The sequence below is a fragment of the Solibacillus sp. GQ1 genome, assembly GCF_059758555.1.
In genome coordinates this window covers 1,680,199-1,701,254 of record NZ_JCAXEX010000001.1, presented here as the reverse complement: position 1 = coordinate 1,701,254, position 21,056 = coordinate 1,680,199, and the positions used below count along the sequence as shown (strand labels likewise).

Annotated in this window: 18 protein-coding genes; 14 read left to right on the top strand and 4 right to left on the bottom strand. The window is 37.1% G+C overall.

Annotated features, from left to right (window positions below):
• Positions 1-206 precede the first annotated feature (206 nt).
• The 6 genes from AC6CH1_RS08580 (at position 207) to AC6CH1_RS08555 (ending at position 7,975) form a co-directional block, all read left to right on the top strand.
• On the top strand, positions 207-1,850 hold the full coding sequence (locus AC6CH1_RS08580; RefSeq protein WP_498317105.1) for a glycerol-3-phosphate dehydrogenase/oxidase: 1,644 nt from the start codon (positions 207-209) through the stop codon (positions 1,848-1,850).
• A gap of 113 nt (positions 1,851-1,963) precedes the next feature.
• Positions 1,964-2,530, top strand: coding sequence for a glycerol-3-phosphate responsive antiterminator (locus AC6CH1_RS08575; protein WP_498317104.1), 567 nt, complete (start codon positions 1,964-1,966; stop codon positions 2,528-2,530).
• 173 nt (positions 2,531-2,703) lie between these two features.
• Positions 2,704-3,501 carry an MIP/aquaporin family protein gene (locus AC6CH1_RS08570; RefSeq protein WP_498317103.1) on the top strand — a complete coding sequence of 266 codons (798 nt, stop codon included), beginning with the start codon at positions 2,704-2,706 and terminating at the stop codon, positions 3,499-3,501.
• A 20-nt stretch (positions 3,502-3,521) separates the two neighbouring features.
• Positions 3,522-5,015 (top strand): glycerol kinase GlpK, encoded by a 1,494-nt coding sequence (glpK, locus tag AC6CH1_RS08565; protein WP_498317102.1) that lies wholly within the window; start codon positions 3,522-3,524, stop codon positions 5,013-5,015.
• A gap of 667 nt (positions 5,016-5,682) precedes the next feature.
• Complete coding sequence (locus tag AC6CH1_RS08560) at positions 5,683-7,188, top strand: S-layer homology domain-containing protein (protein ID WP_498317101.1); 1,506 nt, start codon at positions 5,683-5,685, stop codon at positions 7,186-7,188.
• Between the two features lie 190 nt (positions 7,189-7,378).
• Positions 7,379-7,975, top strand: coding sequence for a CAP domain-containing protein (locus AC6CH1_RS08555; RefSeq protein ID WP_498317099.1), 597 nt, complete (start codon positions 7,379-7,381; stop codon positions 7,973-7,975).
• 147 nt (positions 7,976-8,122) lie between these two features.
• On the opposite strand, the gene AC6CH1_RS08550 is transcribed toward AC6CH1_RS08555, so the two are convergent.
• Positions 8,123-8,683: a cysteine hydrolase family protein gene (locus AC6CH1_RS08550; RefSeq protein ID WP_498317097.1), complete on the bottom strand. Its 561-nt coding sequence runs from the start codon at positions 8,681-8,683 to the stop codon at positions 8,123-8,125.
• Positions 8,684-8,813: 130 nt separating this feature from the next.
• Here AC6CH1_RS08550 and AC6CH1_RS08545 point away from each other — a divergent pair, with 130 nt between their 5' ends.
• From AC6CH1_RS08545 to AC6CH1_RS08530, 4 genes are all read left to right on the top strand, one after another.
• Entirely contained in the window at positions 8,814-9,263 is a 450-nt protein-coding gene (locus AC6CH1_RS08545; protein WP_498317096.1) for an Lrp/AsnC family transcriptional regulator, read from the top strand.
• A 256-nt stretch (positions 9,264-9,519) separates the two neighbouring features.
• Positions 9,520-11,043, top strand: a complete 1,524-nt coding sequence (locus AC6CH1_RS08540) for a class I adenylate-forming enzyme family protein (protein ID WP_498317094.1) — start codon at positions 9,520-9,522, stop codon at positions 11,041-11,043.
• Between the two features lie 197 nt (positions 11,044-11,240).
• Entirely contained in the window at positions 11,241-13,736 is a 2,496-nt protein-coding gene (locus tag AC6CH1_RS08535) for an EAL domain-containing protein (RefSeq protein ID WP_498317093.1), read from the top strand.
• Positions 13,737-13,808: 72 nt separating this feature from the next.
• A complete protein-coding gene (locus AC6CH1_RS08530; RefSeq protein ID WP_498317091.1) occupies positions 13,809-14,069 on the top strand; it encodes an alpha/beta-type small acid-soluble spore protein in 261 nt (86 codons plus the stop codon).
• 67 nt (positions 14,070-14,136) lie between these two features.
• Here the strand turns inward: AC6CH1_RS08530 and AC6CH1_RS08525 are convergent, their stop codons facing one another.
• Complete coding sequence (locus AC6CH1_RS08525) at positions 14,137-14,415, bottom strand: DUF5658 family protein (protein WP_498317757.1); 279 nt, start codon at positions 14,413-14,415, stop codon at positions 14,137-14,139.
• A 409-nt stretch (positions 14,416-14,824) separates the two neighbouring features.
• Here AC6CH1_RS08525 and AC6CH1_RS08520 point away from each other — a divergent pair, with 409 nt between their 5' ends.
• From AC6CH1_RS08520 to AC6CH1_RS08505, 4 genes are all read left to right on the top strand, one after another.
• Positions 14,825-15,028, top strand: a complete 204-nt coding sequence (locus AC6CH1_RS08520) for a hypothetical protein (RefSeq protein WP_498317090.1) — start codon at positions 14,825-14,827, stop codon at positions 15,026-15,028.
• Between the two features lie 227 nt (positions 15,029-15,255).
• Positions 15,256-15,669, top strand: a complete 414-nt coding sequence (locus AC6CH1_RS08515; RefSeq protein ID WP_339171329.1) for a hypothetical protein — start codon at positions 15,256-15,258, stop codon at positions 15,667-15,669.
• Between the two features lie 152 nt (positions 15,670-15,821).
• Positions 15,822-16,505, top strand: a complete 684-nt coding sequence (locus tag AC6CH1_RS08510; RefSeq protein WP_498317088.1) for an HAD family hydrolase — start codon at positions 15,822-15,824, stop codon at positions 16,503-16,505.
• A 244-nt stretch (positions 16,506-16,749) separates the two neighbouring features.
• Complete coding sequence (locus tag AC6CH1_RS08505; protein ID WP_498317086.1) at positions 16,750-17,199, top strand: YtxH domain-containing protein; 450 nt, start codon at positions 16,750-16,752, stop codon at positions 17,197-17,199.
• A 165-nt stretch (positions 17,200-17,364) separates the two neighbouring features.
• Here AC6CH1_RS08505 and AC6CH1_RS08500 read toward each other — a convergent pair whose 3' ends face one another.
• Positions 17,365-18,795 (bottom strand): carbon starvation CstA family protein, encoded by a 1,431-nt coding sequence (locus tag AC6CH1_RS08500; protein WP_498317085.1) that lies wholly within the window; start codon positions 18,793-18,795, stop codon positions 17,365-17,367.
• Between the two features lie 559 nt (positions 18,796-19,354).
• Positions 19,355-20,833, bottom strand: coding sequence for an aldehyde dehydrogenase family protein (locus AC6CH1_RS08495; RefSeq protein ID WP_498317083.1), 1,479 nt, complete (start codon positions 20,831-20,833; stop codon positions 19,355-19,357).
• Positions 20,834-21,056: the final 223 nt, after the last annotated feature.

Below are 21,056 nucleotides of genomic sequence, written 5' to 3'. Positions count from 1 at the left end.
GTTTCTTTATGCTTACCGGATTCTAAATGAACAAAATCAGAACGAATAATGTAAATGTCTTGCTTTTTTTCTTATGTGGCGTTAAGATAAGGTCAAGTTAATAGACCGGTTTGAGTTAAAGAGAGACCTTAAAGAACGCACAAAGCGATATTTGTGTGGTGCTTTAAGGTCTCTCTTTTTTTGTCTACATTTAAGGAGGAATTATAATGTCAACAGCTTCATCTTTACAACGTTCAGACATCATGAATGATTTACAGAGCAAGGAATATGACGTTTTAGTTATCGGAGGCGGTATTACAGGTGTAGGGATTGCACTTGATGCCATTACGCGCGGTTTGTCAGTCGCATTAGTTGAAATGCAGGATTTTGCGGCAGGTACGTCAAGCCGATCAACAAAATTAGTGCACGGCGGTTTACGCTATTTAAAACAATTTGAAATTAAAGAAGTAGCCGAGTTAGGAAAAGAGCGTGCGATCGTGTATGAAAATGGTCCGCACGTAACAACACCTGTATGGATGTTATTACCGTTCCATAAAGGTGGTACATTCGGTAAATTCTCTACATCTGTTGGTTTACGTGTGTACGATTTCCTGGCGGGGGTAAAAAAATCAGAGCGCCGCTACATGTTAAATGGTGCGCAAACATTGGAAAAAGAACCGCTAGTAAAGCAAGCCGATTTATTAGGCGGCGGTGTTTATGTTGAATACCGGACTGATGATGCACGCTTAACAATTGAAGTTGCAAAAGTCGCGATTGAAAAAGGTGCCGTTTTAGCGAACTACACGAAAGCTTCAGGCTTTTTATATAATGATGCGAAAAAAATTATTGGGATTGAAGCGACAGATTTACTATCTAATGAAACAATTCAGATACAGGCGAAAAAAGTTGTGAATGCAGCGGGTCCATGGGTAGATGATGTACGTAGCATCGAAGGTAAAACAAGCGGTAAACACCTAATCTTATCAAAAGGTGTGCACATCGTATTTGATGAATCGAAGTTCCCGCTAAAGCAGGCGGTTTATTTTGATACACCGGATGGCCGCATGGTATTTGCGATTCCTCGTAACGGTAAAACGTATGTTGGTACGACTGATACGTTTTATGAAGGGGATCCGCGTAATATGGACATCGAACAATCCGATCGCGATTACATTATGAACGCCATCCACTATATGTTCCCAAATGTAAAAGTGACGGATGCGGATATTGAATCAAGCTGGGCTGGTGTACGTCCGTTAATTCATGAAGAAGGAAAAGGACCATCAGAAATTTCCCGTCACGATGAAGTTTGGGAATCGGCTTCAGGCTTAGTTACAATTGCGGGCGGTAAATTAACAGGCTATCGAAAAATGGCGGAAGCAGTAGTAAATAAAATTTCAGCGAGTCTAAAAGCAGAGTTTGGTGTAGAGAGCAAACCTTGTATTACAAAAAACATCCCGATTTCTGGTGGTGAAGTAGGCGGCTCAAAACATATCCAAACATTTATTTCGAAAAAGACAGAGTTAGGTGTGAAAGCGGGCATAACGAAAGAAGAAGCGGCGTATTTGGCTCAGCATTACGGCTCGAATGTTGAAAAAGTATTTAGCTACGTGGCGAAAGCAAACGACACAATGCCTAAAGCTTTATTTGCACAGCTCCAATATGGCATCGAGCATGAGCTTGTGACAACACCTGTCGATTTCTTTGTGCGCCGTACTGGTAATATGTTCTTTAATATCGCATCTGTATTGGCACATAAAGATGCAGTCATTACACATATGGCTCGGGAGTTAAATTGGACAGATGCCCAATTAGCGGAGTTTACAGAACTGTTAAACATTGAAATTAAGCGTGCAACAACCGCAAAATAATGTAAAATAATATTGTGATATAATTTTGGCTCATCGGATGCGTGGGAGATTTGAATTAACGCACCCGATGAGCCATATTAATATAAACAGATTTCTAAATTTAGGAGGATGTTATGCCGTTTAATGATCAGAAAATTATTCCTGCTGCCCGAACAATTAAACAGTTTGATAAAGTAGTAAAAAGTGAATTCGAATATATCGTATTGCTTGAAGTGCATTTAAGCCATTTGCGCTCGCTAAAACAAGAGGCCGATCGTCATGGAAAAAAATTAATTATTCATGCGGATTTAATTCATGGCTTAAAGACAGATAATTTTGCCGCGGATTATTTATGTAACGATATTCGCCCGGCAGGCATTATTTCTACACGCTCCAATATGATTTTAAAAGCGAAATCCCGTGGTATATTGGCGATTCAACGTGTCTTTTTAATTGATACAATTGCGCTTGAAAAAAGTTATTCGCTCCTTGAACAAACGGCCCCGGACTTTATTGAATTACTTCCAGGTGTTATCCCCGAAATGATTAAGGAAGTATCTAAGCAAACAGGTATTTCTGTTATTACTGGGGGCCTAATTCGGACGGATGAGCAAATTAAGCAGGCATTTGATGCAGGTGCAATTGCTATTACTACCTCTAATAAAGAATTGTGGAAACGTTTTCAAAAAGTTATTGACTAATGAGTAATTTCAAATTATTATGATTACTAAGTCGATAAATACGTGGTTGAGTAAAGGAGTCCGCATGTATCATTGTTTTACGTGAATTCGTAAAACAATTGTTACTTGCGGACTTTTTTTTTTCTTCTAAGTATTTTATTAACGGAATATACATGAGCTAAGGAGGTTATGGAATGTCAACATTTACAGCCGAGTTAGTCGGCACTATGCTGCTAATATTATTCGGTGGCGGGGTTGTAGCAGGTGTTTCATTGCACAAATCAAAAGGTGAAGGTGGCGGTTGGGTCGTAATCACTTTTGCATGGGGCTTTGCCGTAGCGATGGCAGCTTATGCAGTAGGGGGCATTAGCGGGGCACACTTAAATCCGGCATTAACAATTGCATTCGCAACAATTGGCAATTTTCCATGGGCAGATGTGCCATTGTTTATCGTTGCACAACTAATTGGAGCGTTTTTAGGTGCTGTGTTAGTGTACTTTGTTTATTTACCGCATTGGAAAGGCACAAAAGACAAAGGGGCAAAACTTGGTGTATTCTCAACAACTCCAGCAGTAAAACATATTCCATCCAACATGATTGCAGAGATGGTCGGCACATTCGCATTAGTATTAGGGATTTTAGCGTTAGGGACAAACGAAATGACAGCAGGATTAAATCCATTTTTAGTCGGTATTTTAATTGTTGTAATTGGTATGGCATTGGGTGGTCCAACTGGCTATGCGATTAACCCGGCTCGTGACTTAGGTCCACGTATTGCACATGCGCTTTTACCGATTCCAGGTAAAGGAGATTCAGCTTGGTGGTATGCATGGGTACCTGTAGTTGCCCCAATCATCGGCGGTGTTTACGGAGCAGTATTTTTCAGCTTCATCTGGAATGGAGCAGATGCAACATTATTCTGGATTTTCAGTGTAGTAGTGGCGGCGGTTTTCGTAGCTGCACAAATGACAGTATCGGCTGTAGAAGAGTAGAAGAGTAGGAGGATTTGAGGATGACAGAAAAATTTATGATGGCGCTAGACCAAGGTACAACTAGTTCTCGTGCAATTTTATTTGATAAAAATGGTACGGTATTTCATACAGCACAGCAGGAGTTCCCGCAATATTTCCCGGAATCAGGTTGGGTAGAGCATAACCCGGAACAAATTTGGTCTTCCGTGCTTTCATGTATCGCGGCAGTGTTATCGGAGAAAAATGTACTCGCAAGTCAAATCGCAGGAATTGGTATTACAAACCAGCGTGAAACGACAGTCGTATGGGATAAAAATACGGGTCAACCAATTTACAATGCAATCGTTTGGCAATCAAGACAAACAGCGGGAATTTGTGAAGATTTAAAAGCGCGTGGTTTAAATGATACGTTCCGCGATAAAACAGGATTACTTATTGATGCGTATTTCTCAGGAACAAAAGTGAAATGGATTTTGGACAATGTAGATGGCGCTCGTGAAAAAGCGGAAAATGGGGATCTCTTATTCGGTACGATCGATACATGGATTATTTGGAAATTAACGAATGGTTCAGTTCACGTAACCGATTATTCAAACGCATCCCGAACATTAATGTTCAACATTTACGATTTGAAATGGGATGAAGAGCTACTTGATATTTTAACAGTTCCAGCTTCGATGCTTCCAGAAGTTCGATCTTCTTCTGAAGTATACGGTCATACAGATGCAGATAAATTTTTCGGTCAAGAAATTCCAATCGCAGGTATTGCGGGCGACCAACAAGCAGCATTATTCGGGCAAGCTTGCTTCGAGCAAGGAATGGTGAAAAATACATATGGCACTGGTTGCTTTATGTTAATGAACACAGGTGAAAAAGCGGTAAAATCTGATCATGGTTTATTAACGACAATCGCATGGGGGTTAGACGGCAAAGTAACGTATGCGCTAGAAGGAAGTATTTTCGTAGCGGGCTCTGCTATCCAGTGGCTGCGCGACGGCTTACGTATGTTCCGTAAAGCGGAGGAAAGTGAAGCATATGCAGCTCGTGTAACATCTTCAGAAGGTGTGTATGTTGTGCCGGCATTCGTTGGCCTAGGTACACCTTACTGGGATTCAGATGTGCGCGGTGCAGTATTCGGCTTAACGCGCGGTACGGAAAAAGAACATTTTGTACGTGCTACACTTGAGTCACTTGCGTATCAAACACGCGACGTATTAAGTGCAATGGAAGCGGATTCAGGAATTCCGTTAAGTACGCTACGTGTAGACGGCGGCGCAGTGAAAAATAACTTCTTAATGCAGTTCCAGTCAGACCTATTAAATGCGCCGGTAGATCGCCCGGTTGTCAACGAAACAACGGCTTTAGGCGCAGCATACTTGGCAGGTTTAGCTGTAGGCTATTGGGAGACATTAGATGACATCTCAAACTACTGGAATTTAGACTACAAATTTGAGCCTGAAATGGGCGAAGAAGAGCGCGAAGCTTTATACACAGGCTGGGGCAAAGCGGTTAAGGCAGCTCAGGCTTTTAAATAGTCGGGTGGGTAGGTATTCGTTTGGATATTGCATGGTACTCTTGCAACATGAGCTCTTCAAATGAATAGTCAGCATAAAACTGTATGGGTAGCGAATTAGCTGCTCATACAGTTTTTTGTTGTTAAGGAAATTTTAGATTTGGGCATGGTGGAACACTTTGAACGAAACGACTGACTACGTCTAGGCTAAAGCGCCAACTCCTCGCATCATTAGGTCCCTTTCGTGCAAAAGTAGTGAAGCCTTTACTTTTGCGTCCGGCCCTCCAATGACTGTCGGAGTTGAACGGGCGCTTTAGCGCTTTTGTTCTATAAATAACTAGTAGGCATTTATCCTTTATTTTGATGAAAATAATGATGCTATGGGGTATAGCAAATACCAAATTAAGCGAGCGCGGTTTTTGTAAAAGGAATCAGCGCTTTTTTCCATACAATCTAATTGGATATGATTCTTTCCTACAATTTAAAAAGTTAAAAAAGTGAAACTAATTTCCATTTTTTCCGTCAGTACAGCACATTACTGATTGGGGGAGACTCTGTAAAAAAATAAGATGAAATTGCTCGCTGCCAAAAATACGCAAAAAACAGTCAGGTTACCAGTAGAAGCGAGTGAAACCCTATAAATCAGGGAAATGGATAATAAAATTTACGAAACGAAAGGAAGCGAGAGAATGAAGAAACGATTAACGACCATATTCACGGTACTATTTATAGCGTGTAACCTCGTTTTAGCCAGCACATTTGCCGCATCAACTAAGCAATTTTCAGATGTACCGTCATCAAAATATTACGCCGGAGCTGTTTATGAATTGGCAGAACGAAACATTATTGGAGGGTATCCGGATGGTACATTTAAACCCGGAAACACGATTACAAGAGGACAGGCAGCCGCTATCATTACGAAGATGATCAACTTGGACACTTCCAACGTAAAGAATCCGGGTTTTGAAGATGTCACAACTTCAAACGGTTACTATAAGTCGATTGCAGCAATGGCTGAACATGGGATAATCAGCGGCTACGGGGATGGACGATATGGGCCGAACGATCCTATCAAACGGGGACAGATGGCTTCAATACTTGTCAAAGCGTTCGATCTGCCACGCTATAATATATCGGGGCATGATATGGTCAACCCATTCAAAGACGTTATACCGTATTACTATTTACGATCGCATGCCGATAATATTTTAATCCTTTATAAATTTGGCATTGTTGGAGGAACTTCCCCTGACAAATTCAGTCCAAATGCTTTTATCACAAGGGGACAAGCTGCAAAAATGCTGAAAGCTACGGAAGATTTGAAACCGCCAATGGTGACAATAGGGCCAGCTGAAATCGATTTGGAAGAGATAGAATGGATAGAAGATGATAAAATTGATTCTGCCGTATTTCACGGGATACTGGTGAAAGGTAATGTACTAACTTCGGGCAAAACTGAAGATAAAATTCAGATAGTACCATTGAAAGAAGGTACGGGTACGCTAATTGTCCGGGGATTAAAGGCAAACAAAACGGTCAATAAAAAATATTATGTTCATATAAAAAAAGAGAACGGCGAATTGAAACCGACGTTGGAGGAAAAAGATACCTCCCATGCTACTCCAGTAGAGTTATCAGTTTTTGATGAATCACGAAATCGGTCAAGTCAAGATGTCGAAAAAATAACTCTTTATACAATGGATGGTAAGCATGTGTCTTCAAGTCTAAAGTTCGAAGATTGCCAATATGGCTATTCGGTTTGTTTTGATATTAAACAGCAAGGTCAGTTTATTGCAACCGTTTATTTTAAAGATGGAGAAGAAGTGAGGTATGGAATCGAAGCTAAACCGAATCAGACCAGCTTCAATTATGATATCAAAGTTGTTAAAGAACAACTTTCTGATTTAATTGATATGGGGGCCAAATACAATATAGGCAAACATACAACAAGAACAAAAAATGCTGAGCAAATGGTGACAGTTACTAGAGATCCAGGAACTAATGTGTTCCGTGCCACTGCGTCCGGACAGAAGGAAGGGATCGTCGATATTGATTTCGAGCATAAAATAACGGAAAAATCTTGTGATGGTACAGACTGTTATATAATTGTCTGGCTAGGTATTTATGTAAAGGTTGAGCGAATCGGCTCCATTGTGAATATAAGTATTTACAAGTCAATGGAACCGGAACATTAGTAATCCACTGAAAAAACCGGCATGCGCAGCATGTCGTTTTTTTTATTTAACAGAGGTTAATTACAGTGGAATTGTCACATTTGTAATGTTTGTTATGGAATTGCAAAAGAAGCGCCATTCATTCCCTAATGAAATCACCACAATTCTCTAGTAAGCTTGTAACAGACATCTAGAAAGGATTGATTTAATAATGTTGAAAAAAAGTATCGTGTTGTTCTTTAGTATGATGCTATTTGCGCTACCAGCTACTGCATCTGCAGCTACTTATACAGTAAAAAGTGGGGACACGCTTTGGAAGATTGCCTCTAAAAATCAAATCGGTCTAAGCGAATTAATTGCTTTAAACCCTACATTAAAAAATCCGGATATGATCTATGTCGGAGATAAAATTACTATTTCAGAAAATGAACAACAAGCAGTAGAAGAGCAAGTAGTAAGTCTAGTAAACAAAGAACGCGCACAGCAAGGGTTAGCACCACTTCAAATCGATTGGGAGCTAGCACGTGTTTCGAAATATAAATCTCAAGATATGCACGACAAAAATTACTTCAGCCATACAAGCCCTACATACGGCTCACCATTTGATATGATGAAAAAATTCGGTATCAGCTATACAGCAGCAGGTGAAAATATTGCAAAAGGTCAAAAATCGGCTGCGCAAGTAATGGAAGCATGGATGAATAGTTCAGGCCACCGAGCAAACATTATGGATGCGAAATTTACGCATATTGGTGTAGGCTACGTTGAAGATGGTAACTACTGGACACAAATGTTTATCAAGAAATAAAACTATTTAAAAATCATAGAAATATTGATTCAGAATCGAACAGCAATTTTCGAATGATCGATAAAAATTTTAAATACAACAAAACAGCCAGTATAAGCTCGGTATCCTTTCCGACTTATACTGGCTGTTTTTATTCCAGTCTTTTAATTATGAGTTCTTGTTCTGGTTTAAAAAATCATCTGTTTTAATAACCTGTCCAAATACCCCATGAATGCCAGCCATGTATGAATAGTGAACTTGTTCAGCAGTTACTTCGATATTGTCATAGCTTAATGCGCGTGTAGTGCATGCATCTTCTAGTACTGTAACTTCAAAACCTAGGTCAGCAGCTGCACGAACCGTACTATCGATACACATATGTGTCATCATACCGACAACTACTAATTTTGTAACTTCTTTATCTTTTAGCTTATTTTCTAAATCTGTGTTTAAGAAGCTGTTCGGTGCATATTTAACGGTAATATCTTCAGAAGCTATTGGTGCTACACTTGCATGAATTTCAGCACCTTCTGTTTCAGGCAGGAAAAAGCCTACAGAAGGGTCATGTGCAAGATGTTGAATATGAAAAATATTGTCTTTGTTGTTTTGTCTGAACCAAGTTAATGCCTTTGCAGCATTTATTGCAGCTTGTTCAGGATTGTTTAACTCCATTTTTCCATTCGGAAAATAATCATTTTGAATATCAATGATAAGTAATGCAGTATTCATTGAAATCACCTCATTGTATTATTGTTATAGTAAACTATAACTAATTAAAGGATACTAAATAAAAAAAGTAGTTTCGATAAGTTCGTGAAAGAGTTTAAGTCATCCCTGTTTCACGGTGAAAGGAGTTATTATGAAATTAGATAATATTGATATTCAAATCCTTCAATTGCTTTCGCAAAATGCTCGGATTCAGTGGAAGGATCTCGGCGAAATAATTCACATGTCGGGCCAGGCAGTAGGGAATCGAATTAAAAAATTGGAGGATAGTGGGGCGATTAAAGCTTATTCGGTCATGGTAGATGAAAGTAAGCTAGGACTTACGTATACCGCTTTTATTATTATTTTTATGAAAACAACGGACCATAATCGATTCAAACAATTCATTGCAGGTGAAAAAGAAATCACTGAAGCCCATCGTATTTCGGGCGGGGGCTGTTATCATCTAAAAGTAAAAGTAGGTAAACAGGAGGAATTAAATGCATTATTAGATAAGGTTTTAGAATATGGAAACTATGAATTATTTTTATCTATTAATGAGATTAAACATACCCATACAATCAATGCATTGGTAAACGAATAATTGAAAGTTCAGGTATTTGTTAAATCTATTTTAGGAATTCTACTTATATTTAATGTTAATAAAGCGCGATTCTTTAATAAGAATCAGCGCTTGTTTTCATTTACTGACCAGAATATTTTAAGTAGCAATCGATATAAAGCGATTGCTAGTAACTATAAGGTGAACTGATCTAGAAAATATACTTTGTAAGGTATTAGTTATAAATAAATTTCGGGAGAATATATTATTCCAAAGAAAGTATTAGGAGGATGAGTATTTGGATTTAATAAAACCGATTTTATCGCACGCAAGTAGAATGCCAAATCAAAAAGCACTAGTATTTGGAGATTACACGTACACGTATAAAGAGTTAAACGATGAGATTAATCGATATAGTAATGGGTTCATTAATCAAGGTTTAAAAAAAGGCGATAAAGTCAGTCTATTTTTAAAAAATTCCCATTGGTTTGTCATTTGTGCGTATGCCGTTATGAAAGCAGGAGGTGTCATTGTTCCTATTAACTTCCGTCTAACGGCTAAAGAACTCAATTATATTGTGGATCAATCTGATTCAATCGCTGTTATTACAGATGAGGATCAAACAGAATTAGTTAAAAACGCCATTGCTGATATTACTGCAAAGCCGGTCATATACAGTGTTGGGGATGCTGAGGAAGGAATTGTCTCTATAAAAGAAATATATACTTCACAAACCGAAAACCCGGTTGTGCCAATTACTGCTGCAGATGCTGCGCAAATTCTATATACATCAGGTACAACAGGCAAGCCAAAAGGGGCACTCCTTACACATGGTAATGTTACAAATTTGAATAGTGCACAAACCGTCATGATGAAATTAAACTATGATGACGTTTATTTACTCGTAGCGCCAGCATTCCACTCTGCGGGTTTAAATATGGTGCTCACATCTTGCTTCTTTGCCGGTGCAACGGTTGTCATGATGCGAGACTTCCATCCTGTAGAATCTTTAAAGGCGATAGAACAGCATAAAGTAACGCTATTCTTTGGTGTGCCTGCTATGTACAATGCCTTTTTCATGGTTCCCAAAGGTTCGTATGATTTATCAACAGTTCGGGGTTATGTATACGGAGCGGCACCAATGTCACCAAGTATGATTGAAAAAGCTGTAGAGTATTTAGGTTCAGACCAGTTCTATAATGCGTGTGGTTTAACGGAAGGTGGACCAGGAGGGGTTTATCTCACGCCTGAAGAACATAAGACAAAGCTTGGTGCGAGTGGAAAAGCGATGACTTTTCTGGACGTTCGTGTAGTAAATGATTATATGGAAGATGTAATGCCTGGTGAAGTTGGAGAATTCATTATGCGCGGAGAATCGGTTATGACAGAATACTATAAAAAACCGGAAGAAACAGCGCAAACATTCCGAGACGGTTGGCTTTTAACGGGTGATTTAGCGACAATAGATGACGAGGGCTATATTACACTTGTAGACCGTAAGAAGGATATGATTATCTCAGGCGGAGAAAATGTTTATTCGGTAGAAGTTGAACAAATTTTAAATGGTTACCCAGGCATTGTAGAATGTGCTATTATCGGTTTACCTGATCCGAACTGGGGTGAGGTAGTAACAGCGGTAATCGTTAAAAAGGAAGAGATTGAGATCGATGAAGAAGATATTAAAGCCTATTGCCGCGGTCATTTAGCGGGTTATAAACTGCCGCGTCACTTTATATATGTAGAATCTTTACCGCGAAATGTATCAGGGAAAATATTAAAATATCAATTACGAGAAAACTGGAAAGAAAAAATAATTAATTAACAATGCCATAATATAGAGTACATGTGAATTGTACCCCAATTGTTAGGAACATTTGACAATTGGGGTACAGTTTTTTTATTTGTAATGTCTTACGTAATAAATTACTAAATTGTTTAATGCATTAATAGGTTAAATTAAGTAAAATAATAAAGAATAATATAGTAAATTAGAAATATTGCGAAACAATAGGTGATGAGATGAGTGTTAATACAAAAGAAATATCAAATATCAGGGAGGAAATTAGCGATTTTTTCATTGCCTCTTTTGATTCCAAAAAGATCAGCGAATCTAATATAGTCCATAAAATGCTGGATGATATTTTAAATGCTATGAATGAAACAACAAATATAACGATTACAGATTATGACGGCACAATACTTTATGTGAATTATAATTTTTGCCGACTATCAAAATATGAAAAGGAAGAAATCATAGGGCAAAACCATCGAATAGTCAATTCTGAATCTCATTCGAAAGAGTTTTTCATACACCTATGGGAAACGATTAGGAGCGGTAATACTTGGCGCGGTGAAATTCAAAATAGAGCCAAGGATGGCACTGTTTTCTGGGTATTTGAAATCATCGTGCCAATCCTTGATGAGGAAGGACAGCCGTATTATTTCATTAGTTTCCAAACTGATATTACAGAAAATAAGCAGATGGAAACTCAGTTTAAAATGAATTTTATTCGAACATTTCAAAACCTGCAAAATGGAATTTTCAAAGTACGAAAAGATCAAGATGGTACTCTGAAATATATCATGTCAGAAGGCAAGTTAATGGATGAAATTGGCGCGAGTGCAGAACTGATTTTATCCAAATCGCCTTTTGATGTATTTGAACAAGACATTGCAAAAATGAAAGAAAAAATGTATACAAAAGCGCTCAAAGGTAAGAAAGTACAGTATGAGATAGAGTTAGGCGGCAAACTTATTTTCGTCGATATCGAGCCCATTCGGCATAACGGGGAAGTAACAGAGATCGTTGGAACCGTTCACGATTTTTCACAATTTAGAGAAGTTCAAAAGCAATTAAAAGTAAATGAAGAACGATACCAGTCTTTAATGAATTACAGTCATGAATATATTACAATGCTGAATAAAGAAGGTACCATTGTACATATGAATGCGAAAACATTGGAGCTGCTCGGAATAGAGGAAACCGTGTTTGGAAAAATGAGTATTATCGATGTTACTGTTGAAGAAGAACGCCCACTTATTGCAGCCTACTTTGAGAAGGCATTACACGGAGAAGTTCAATTTTTTGAGTTTGAAGTTAAGAATAACGGGCAAAGAAGATTTTTAAATGTAACATTAGTTCCAATGGTTATGGATAATGAAATAGACGTGATCTATTCAATTGGGAAAGATATTACAGAGGAAAAACTTGTGCAAGAACGCAATGCCTTTTTAGCTCATCATGATGAATTAACGGGTTTACCGAATCGTCGATGGATGGAACAAAAAATTCGGGATTCTCTAAAACTGGCAGAAGAAAATCAAAAGAAGATGGCGATATTATCTCTAGATTTGGACCGATTTAAATCAATTAATGATACATTAGGACATGCTGTAGGCGATGAGTTATTACAGCAAATCGCAGTGAGATTAAATGCCAACACGTATAAAGACAAGTTTCATGTAGCTCGTATGGGCGGTGATGAATTAATGCTTCTTTGCCCGACTGTCGAAACGAAAGATGAAGTAATTGATATTGCACAAAATATATTAGAAAGCTTAAAAAATCCCTTTTATGTTCAAGGTTCTGAATTGCTTTTGACAGCAAGTATCGGAATTGACTTTTACCCATCGAATGATGCAAATGTAACGGAACTGATGAAAAGGGTGGATGTTGCACTTTACAAGGCGAAAGAGATCGGTCGAAATATGTATCAAATTTATGATTCTTCGATGAACCAGGCAAATTACCAGTCATTCGTGATGGAGCGAGATTTAAGGAAAGCAATTATGAACGAAGAATTTGTTGCCTATCTCCAACCAAGAGTAGACGCATTAACAGGCAAAATCGTGAGTGCAGAAGCGCTTGTACGATGGAATCATCCGGAACATGGTTTAATTTCGCCAGGACTATTCATTCCGATTGCTGAAGAAACAGGTTTAATAATAGCAATCGGAAAATGGATGAAGAAAAGAGTCTGTGAACAATTAGTTGCATGGAGAAATGCCGGGCTGCCGCTTGTTCCGATAAGTGTAAATATTAGTTCCAAGCGATTTTTACAGCAAGGGTTTGCTGAAGAAATCAGTGAATTATTAGAACAATACGAGTTAGAAGGCAAATGGTTAGAAATCGAAATTACCGAAAACTCGATAATGCTCAATGAAGAAAATGTTCAGAAAACACTTTTGGATTTAAAAGAAATGGGTGTTAAAATTTTTATCGATGATTTTGGAACGGGTTATTCATCATTCAACTATTTGAAGATATTTAAAATAGACGGTGTAAAGATAGATCAATCGTTTATCCGGGATATTTCCCACAAACCTGAAAACGCCACCATTACATCTGCAATGATAAAAATGGCGCAACTTTTAAAGTTAGAAGTGATCGCTGAAGGTGTTGAAACAAAAGAAGAACTGGATTTCCTTCTAAAAGAAAATTGCCGATATATTCAAGGCTTTTACTTTGGCAAACCATGTCCGATTGAAGAATTTGAGAATTCCTTTTTAAAGTGAATTAATCATTAACATTATCTGCTAGTATTTTTTGCTTGTAATTGCCTATGCTAGTTTAAAAGGAGCAATCAAATGGCAAAGAAAAATCGAAATAAAATTCTTGTACCTGAAGCTAGACAAGAGCTAGATCTATTAAAAGCGAAAGTAACCGGTTCTAGCAATCCTGAAGTAACAGCGCTAGAGGTAGCTAAGGAATTAGGCATCTCTCTAAATGAAGGATATAACGGCGAACTTACTTCTTTTGAAGCTGGAAAAGTAGGCGGGAAAATTGGTGGCAGCATGGTTAAGGAGCTTATTAAAATGGCACAAGAAAGTATAAAGAAAGAACAATAAATTAAAGAGTGCTGCAAATTCCTTAGTATTAAGGGTTTGCAGCACTTTTCTTTTTTTTGAAGACATACTACAACATTGAAATCCAGGTTATGTGCATAACAAAGATCCCAGTATATAAGAACATGACGAAAGTAAGAACTACTCGCCAAACATTCGTTAATCTTGTAGGGAAATCTGATTTCCACAGTAACAAAATGGCACCAGATAAAGTGACTTTTATTCCAAGGATTGTTAAGGGTGAAAACGAACTCATCAGTGGGTTCGCTTCTTCAATCCATTCATTACTGAGTCCCCAAGCCGTACAAATGCCATCAATTAGATTTAATAATAAAATAACCAACAACATATGTTTGATTTTGAACAAGTTTTTCATAGTTACTCATCGCTTGAATAGCAAGCTCTCCTTGTCTACGTTCTTCTTAATCTCTCCAACTTTAGATAAGCTTTTACCAAAGTGATTATATTTATACTGTTGAATAACTGAAATGAAATGGGTGGTCTATAGGAGGGGGAATTATGTTCTGCCAAATACCGGTTTATATCACTTCTTTCGAATTAAAATATTACACAAAATTTGGTGATATAAATTCTATGAGTAGTTTATATAACCTAACTGATTGGCGGATGAGTTGAAAAACATACATAAGTGAGAAAATATACACAGAAATAACTGAGACAAAAGTCGTGTTAGGGGACTATACTTTAAAAGTATGAATATTAAGAAAATGATAGTAATCGAGAGGAACTAACGTCACATGAATGTTAACAGTGTAGAAGCACACACAATCAAAGCAATGATAGTAGAAGAGAAAAATAATCAAAAAGTAGAAGTAACCATGTCCGTTCAAAAAGTAGTGCAAGCAAAAGAATTAGCAATGAGTTCAGAAGTATTGGATCTTGTTAATAGTACGTATACAGTAGAGGGGCATTTACAAAAATGGCGAGGTACTGCTCGATAATACATAATATAAATTACATAACCGGGCTTCAAAATAACGACATACCAGGCACAATTCTTGAAAAAAGAATTGTGCTTTTTTGTAAGATAAACTAGTTATCGAATATTTATTTTAATTAGCAATAGAGTGTTCATAGACGTTGATTGCTATAACCAGTGAAGAGTTAAGAAGGATTTAGACCATTCTTTATTGAAATAAAAGAGATGAAGTATGAATGGGGGTACTTGATGAAATTGAAGAAAAGTTTATTATTTTCTATTATTGCATTTGCACTGACAGTAGTAGTAATTACTTGTAGTTTAGTTATTCAAAATGTAGGTTCCGTCAATCAAATATTTTTTCCAATGGTTACAGCTATTGTGGATTCGTCAGATGGAATGGAAGAGTGGGAACGTATAAGTTTTAACGCCCAAAAAGACATGACCTATAATAGCATTTTTTGGAGAAAGGAAGTTACGAATGACGCAAACAGTGCAGGTAATATACTCATGAGGGTAAAAGATATAAATGGAGAAATAGTAGTAAATGAATTTCAGATAACACCTGGAAAAAGTGCGAAATTAGAAGGGCTTAAGAATGGTGAAAAATATTTCTTTGAGATTAAAGCTGCAAAAGGAAGGTTTTTCATTAATGCTACATGAGAAATAGGCTCTCAAGTAGTAGCTTGATATCTTGATACCCAGAATCAGATTTCCGCAATCATGCGCTTTTCGTAAAAAAGATAAGTGCTTTATTCAATTATAGAGTTATATAGTGGAATAACATTAGTTAATACGCATTGGGGGAGTTCAACATGTTTAAAGCTGTATTATTTGATTTAGATGGAACGTTACTGAATCGCGATAAGTCAGTAGATCTTTTTATTAACCACCAATATGAAAGACTGAATAAGATACTTTCTCATATTCCAAAAGAGCAGTATGTTTCACGATTTATTGAACTTGATAATCATGGATATGTTTGGAAAGATAAAGTGTACCAACAACTAATTGAGGAATTTAATATATCTTCAGTAACTTGGGAAGAACTTCTCGAAGATTATTTGGACAATTTCAGTCACCATTGTGTAGGATTTCCTCATATTAATGAAATGCTGGAGGAGTTAAAAAATAATAAAATCGCTTTAGGTATGATTACAAATGGATATGGTCATTTCCAAATGGATAACATTAAAGCTTTGAATATTGAAAGTTATTTTGACGTGATTTTAGTATCCGAATGGGAAGGGATCAAGAAACCTGATCCCCAAATCTTTTTAAACGCATTAGAAAAATTAAATGTCGAACCATCAGAGAGTCTATTTATTGGAGACCATCCTGATAATGATGTGAAAGCTGCTCAAAATGTAGGAATGACAAGTGTTTGGAAAAAAGATGATCAAGGGACTGATGTAAAAGTTGATGCAATAATTGATGATTATTTAGAACTTTCCCAGCTATTAAAGAATTTAAGCAGTAACAAAAATTGCAATACATAAAACTTGCTCAAATAAGGGTTTGCATGAGGCGTATTTCTTAACAAGAAATGTGCCTTTTCAGTAGTGGCTGAATACTAGTGAAAACGATAAATATGAACGATCGAGTTAAGGTGCCTTATGGATGATATATTCTCATATAGTTTATAAATCCTAGAATATCCTGGTTTTGAAAATGTTTAAATGAAAAAAATATCGGGCAACTAAGGTATAAGTTAACAAATTCAAACAAAAAGGAGCATTCATTATGACACAAAATTCGTATAATAATTTATCGACAACAACTGAAAATGATAATAATGGTAAGCTTTTAAGAGGAATGGTAATTGGGGCAGTTATCGGTGGTGCGCTTTCAATGCTTGACTCAACTACTAGAAATAAAGTTACTGAGACAACAAAAAATATGAAAGATTCAACAATGGATATGTATAGCCAAGTCAAAAACAATCCTTCTGAAGTAAAAGATGACTTGCAGGAGCGTCTAAAATCGGCTTCTTCCGTACTGAAAGAAGCGATAAGCGATGCTCAAAATCTTTATGAAAAAGTAAACAACAACATTATTCAACCAGTTACTATGGTAACGGAAGAATCAAGTGAAATTCTTTCACATGCAAAAGATGCCACAACGGATTTAAAAGATATTGGCGGGAAAGTGAAAGAAGCAGGCGAAGAAGTGAAGGGTGGCAGTAATGGGTAAAGCCAAGGTGCTTAGCTTCCGTGAAATTTTAAATGATTAACGTAAAATTAATTTAGATTTTGAATTCATTTAGTATAAAATCGAAAGCATGCTCAAAACAAAAATCTCGCATTTTTAGGAATTATAAAAATGCGAGATTTTATAGTTAGCAAAAGTCTGAATCCCTTATTTCTCTGTTAAAAATACCGGATTTGTAAAAGCTTTATGCTTAAAGATTTGATAAATATAAATGAAAGAAATTAGGACTGTAAAGCTTAAACCAATGACGACACCTGTTTCATAAGCAAGCGCAAATCCTTCTGGCGCTACCATTAAGTATACAAATACTACAGAGGTCATGAATAGGGCTGGTAAACCTGCAATCCAGTGGAACTTGCCTGATTTCAATAAATACGATGTTGCAACCCAAAGCATAACTGTTGCAACCATTTGATTCGTCATCCCTACATAACGCCATAAGAATTGATAATCAATTGTTGATAGGAAAAATGCGGGTGCTGCAACTGCAACTGTTGCTAAAATTGGTGTTGTACTATTTTTTGAAAAACGAGAGCCTAAAAAGTCTAACACAATCATGCGTGCTGAACGTAATGAAGTATCACCTGTTGTAATTGGTAAAATTACAATCCCTAATATTGCTAAAATACTACCAAATGTACCAAGTAATGCAATTGAAATTTCGTCTACTACACCACCTGCACCAATTTCGGAGATTTTTGGTAATAATCCATCTGTACCGCCATAGAAACTCATACCAGCCGCACACCAAATTAATGCAATGACACCTTCACCAATCATGGCACCGTAGAAGACTTTACGACCTTCCGATTCTTTCTTGATTGTTCTTGAAATTATCGGGCTTTGTGTAGAGTGGAAGCCAGAGATTGCGCCACAAGAAATCGTAATCATTAATAATGGCCAAACCGGTAAATCATTCGGATGCATATTAGTTAAAGATACTTCAGGAATCGCAATACCTGAAGTGACTAGTGATACTAATACCGCACCGGCCATAATGATTAATACTGCACCAAATATTGGATAAATACGACCGATAATTTGATTGATCGGTAAAATTGCTGCTAATAAGAAGTAGATGAAAATCGCAATAAGTGCTGTCATAAATGTAATTCCTAATTTTGACGAAAGCACAGCAGCAGGTCCTGCAGTAAAGGCAGCTGCTACTAAAACCATTAATACTACTGAAACGATATCAGTGAAGACACGCATTACTTTACCTAAATAACGTTGAACAAGTGCTGGGAATTGTGCGCCTCCATGACGTAATGATAACATCCCTGCAAAATAGTCATGAACGGCACCGGCAAAAATACAACCAAATACAATCCAAATCATGGCAACGGGTCCATACAGTGCACCTGCAATGGCACCGTAAATAGGTCCAAGCCCTGCGATATTTAATAATTGAATCATCCAGCCCTTCCAGGCAGGCATGGGCATATAATCTAAATTATCAGCTTTTGTATAAGCTGGGGTCGGCGTTGCATCATTAACAATAAACACCTTTTCAATAAACTTTCCATATACGATATACCCTACAATTAATAGAGCGATCGAACCAAGAAGTGTATACATATATCTTCCTCCAATATTTCTGATAACTCAAATTATAGTAATGGAAGACTACGTTTGTAAACAAAGTTTTTAGAAAATTCAGTATAAATATCGATTAAAAGTATAAATATGCAAATAAAATATAGATAAACAAACATTATGTAGTGAAAACTGTTATATAAAAATATAATAAAAATCAAATAATTTTGGATAGAGATTTATAGATATTCCTCATAAATTGATAAAAATGGAAAATTCGCAAAATATCTCTCTGAAAATGGCTATGCATGCTTATCACATCCTCATACATCACCATTAATAGAATCAATCCCATATTTCGTTGATGTTCCATACCCTGCATACGCAAAATTGCAGAAGAAATTGGTGATGAAGCTAAGACTGTAGGGAAAGTCAAAGAAGCAGGCGAAGAAGTGAAGGGTAGCAGTAATGGTTAAGCCAGGGTGCTTAAAATTAAATTTCCCATATCAGATCCTGAAAGCACAGGGCACAGATAAGTAAATAGACAAAAATAAGAGCATTAACCAATTGGGGATTAATGCTCTTTTCTTTTGAAATACTTTTATTCAGGAATATAAGGTAATTCTAAGTCATTTGGCAGGTTGATGACATGAGTTTCTGTATAAGACTTGATGCCATCTAATCCGTATTCGCGACCTACGCCTGATTGTTTAACTCCGCCAAATGGGAAACGAACATCTAACCCTTGAATTGCGGCAGTGTTAATCATCGTTGTACCTGCTTCAATACGACGAGCCACTTTTATAGCATGTTCTTCTTCGCCCCAAACAGAACTTGTTAAACCGTATATGCTTTCATTGTGTAATTGAATAACTTGTTCTTCATCGTCATATGGAAGGATTGGTACAGTAGGGCCAAATTGTTCTTCCACTACTACACGGTCATGAACATCTGCACCTAACACGAGTGTCGGTTGTAAGAAGTAACCGTTATCCATTAATTCAGGGTTTAGAATTGTTCCTAATGGAATAATTTTTGCCCCTTTATTTTTGGCATCTTCCACTAAACTTTTTACATATTCTACTTGGTTTTTGTTATTTACTGGACCGACTGTAACATCTGGATGGAATGGGTCGCCTACTTTAATCCATTTGTTCGCGGCTTCTATATATTTTTCAACAAACGCATCGTAAATTGAACGGTGGACATAGACACGTTTTGCAATCATACAAATTTGACCAGCTGTTAGGAAGTTGGCAATAACCATTCTTCGTAATGCACGTTCATCGTTAACATCAAAGTCATTTAATACGATTGCTGCATCATTACCGCCAAGTTCCAGGGTCATTTTTTTAATCGTTTCAGATGCTGCTTTCATAATATGTTTAGCAGTATTTGTACCACCTGTAAAAGCGATTTTCGCAACTTTCGGGTTAGATGTAAGTTCAATTCCAACTTCTGCATCTCCGTTAACTAAGTTCAGTACACCTGCAGGGAATTCGTCAGCAATGATTTCGGCTACACGACTTACCGCTAAAGGAGCGAATGGACTTGGTTTTAATACCATTGTATTACCTGTTAACAAAGCAGGAGCGATTTTGATTGTTGAAAGAGAAATCGGGTAGTTCCAAGGCGTGATCGCTGATACAACACCGATTGGGTCATGTGTAATAATTGTTCGACCAGTTTCATGTTTGCTGTCCTCGGGAGCTGTCACTTTTTTCACATTATCAACGGCAAATTCCATCCACATAAGTGAAACAGCAATTTCTCCTTGGGCATCATATAACGCTTTCCCATGTTCGCGAGATAATAACTCAGCGATTTCAGGTGTTGCGTCTTTTATTTTCTGAATGGCACGTTGCATTCTTGCGATACGATCTTCCACATCACTCCAAGCCCAATTTTTAAAGGCTTTATATGCCGCGTCGATTGCCTGGATTGTTTCCTCTCTCGTATTATTTGGAGCGTAACCAACAATTTGCTCAGGGTGTGTTGGATTTTCACGCGTAATTTTTTTATCTGTTTGTATTTTTTCGCCATTAATAATAGCGTTAACTGTTATTGGTGCTTTATTCATATTAAACCCCTCCGAATAGTGAGATTAAGTTACAATAACTATATTATTCCTGTTTAAGTCATTCTTCAAGATAGTTGCTCATACTAGAAATTACCTTAATTAATATCAACTCCAATTGTCGTATCAAAATTTTACAAGAAAGTATTAAGCGAATTCATTCTACTCAACACTCACTCTTTTTATACAATTATAGGGTTTTAGGAATGACCAACTTATTACCTTA

Bases quoted from the DNA above. Each gene is read 5' to 3' on its own strand.
- AC6CH1_RS08570 (WP_498317103.1), top strand. From the start codon at position 2,704: ATGTCAACATTTACAGCCGAGTTAGTCGGCACTATGCTGCTAATATTA.
- AC6CH1_RS08520 (WP_498317090.1), top strand. From the start codon at position 14,825: ATGAATGTTAACAGTGTAGAAGCACACACAATCAAAGCAATGATAGTA.
- AC6CH1_RS08580 (WP_498317105.1), top strand. From the start codon at position 207: ATGTCAACAGCTTCATCTTTACAACGTTCAGACATCATGAATGATTTA.
- AC6CH1_RS08495 (WP_498317083.1), bottom strand. From the start codon at position 20,833: ATGAATAAAGCACCAATAACAGTTAACGCTATTATTAATGGCGAAAAA.
- AC6CH1_RS08515 (WP_339171329.1), top strand. From the start codon at position 15,256: ATGAAATTGAAGAAAAGTTTATTATTTTCTATTATTGCATTTGCACTG.
- AC6CH1_RS08500 (WP_498317085.1), bottom strand. From the start codon at position 18,795: ATGTATACACTTCTTGGTTCGATCGCTCTATTAATTGTAGGGTATATC.
- AC6CH1_RS08510 (WP_498317088.1), top strand. From the start codon at position 15,822: ATGTTTAAAGCTGTATTATTTGATTTAGATGGAACGTTACTGAATCGC.
- AC6CH1_RS08550 (WP_498317097.1), bottom strand. From the start codon at position 8,683: ATGAATACTGCATTACTTATCATTGATATTCAAAATGATTATTTTCCG.
- AC6CH1_RS08530 (WP_498317091.1), top strand. From the start codon at position 13,809: ATGGCAAAGAAAAATCGAAATAAAATTCTTGTACCTGAAGCTAGACAA.
- AC6CH1_RS08575 (WP_498317104.1), top strand. From the start codon at position 1,964: ATGCCGTTTAATGATCAGAAAATTATTCCTGCTGCCCGAACAATTAAA.
- AC6CH1_RS08505 (WP_498317086.1), top strand. From the start codon at position 16,750: ATGACACAAAATTCGTATAATAATTTATCGACAACAACTGAAAATGAT.
- AC6CH1_RS08555 (WP_498317099.1), top strand. From the start codon at position 7,379: ATGTTGAAAAAAAGTATCGTGTTGTTCTTTAGTATGATGCTATTTGCG.
- AC6CH1_RS08535 (WP_498317093.1), top strand. From the start codon at position 11,241: ATGAGTGTTAATACAAAAGAAATATCAAATATCAGGGAGGAAATTAGC.
- AC6CH1_RS08545 (WP_498317096.1), top strand. From the start codon at position 8,814: ATGAAATTAGATAATATTGATATTCAAATCCTTCAATTGCTTTCGCAA.
- AC6CH1_RS08560 (WP_498317101.1), top strand. From the start codon at position 5,683: ATGAAGAAACGATTAACGACCATATTCACGGTACTATTTATAGCGTGT.
- AC6CH1_RS08525 (WP_498317757.1), bottom strand. From the start codon at position 14,415: ATGTTGTTGGTTATTTTATTATTAAATCTAATTGATGGCATTTGTACG.
- glpK (WP_498317102.1), top strand. From the start codon at position 3,522: ATGACAGAAAAATTTATGATGGCGCTAGACCAAGGTACAACTAGTTCT.